The 1,181-nt window shown below is 29.7% G+C and carries 1 protein-coding gene; it reads right to left on the reverse strand.

All coding sequences use genetic code 11. The features are described from left to right. A partial coding sequence (locus FPD38_RS00465; protein ID WP_222705446.1) for a PDC sensor domain-containing protein occupies positions 1-1,037 on the reverse strand: 1,037 nt, incomplete at its 3' end. Positions 1,038-1,181 lie beyond the last annotated feature (144 nt).

A 1,181-nucleotide genomic window follows, 5' to 3' on the forward strand; every position in this document is an offset into this window, starting at 1 on the left:
GTTTTTACATCTATGAGTTTAGAATCTTTGGTTTTATGATTAATAAAGTCAAAGAATGAGTTAAGGCCTGATTGGATTTTTTGGAGTGGAGAGAGATTGTATTGGATTACTAGTCTGATTACGATTAGGGCTATGATTAAACTAGCAATCCCAATTAAAATTTGTTTTACCAAAGCTTTGTTAACGGGATCACTATAAATTTTTTCATCTGCTATAGCACAAACATTATAACCTAAAGAATTTTTTTGACAAATAACGGCTTTTTCTACACCTTTATCATCAAGAACAACAAAAGCACTTTTTGATAATCCCCCAGACCTTCCTTCTGGTGTATTTAAATAAGCTTTAACAATATTTTCAGATAAAACAGTTTTTTTCAAAAGCCTTTCGGTAATTTCATGAAATAAAACTGTTCCATCATTATCAATGACGGTCACATAACCACTAGCTGATTTCCCTAAAGACAAAACATTATCAGAAAATGTTTTTAAATCGTAATTTCCACCAGCAACACCTATAAATTTTCCATTGACTATGATAGGATAAGAAAATGCCAAAGATGGTGCTTTTAAAGATGGCGCCATATATGGTTTTGAAATATACACCTTATCTCTACCTGAAGCTGCATTTGTATACCATCCTCTAGTTCTTGGATCATAACCACTAGATGGCATCTGATGATTGCCATTAGAACGGATCATAGCTCCATTTTCAGCTAAACCTACATATAAAACATCAAAATTGCTAGCATCTTTAACAGCTCTTACTATTTTATAAATTTCATCTTTAGATTCATAAGGATTTCTTTCTATTTCTTTAGCAATTGCTTTAATAGCATCACCTCTTGAAGTATTATAACTTTCAAATGTTGTCAAAACATCTTGTATTGTTTTAATTTGTAAATCATTAATAAGCTTTTGAGTATCATCTTTAACTCCTATATAATTTACAACATTGGCAACAAATAAAATACTTAGTATAGCTAAGCACACAAATAAAGTTAGCTTATTAGCTAAACTTTGCATTAAACCTCTCATTATTAAACCTCCAAAAAATTAAAATAAAAAAATTATAACATATAAAACACCATATATCAAACCTTTGCACTAAAACTTCTTCTTCTTAGCATCTTCTAAGATATCATTAGCAATTTGATTGACATTTTCAGATATTACAGCACT

Origin of the sequence: Campylobacter volucris, assembly GCF_008011665.1 — a bacterium.
Lineage (GTDB): Bacteria > Campylobacterota > Campylobacteria > Campylobacterales > Campylobacteraceae > Campylobacter_D > Campylobacter_D volucris_A.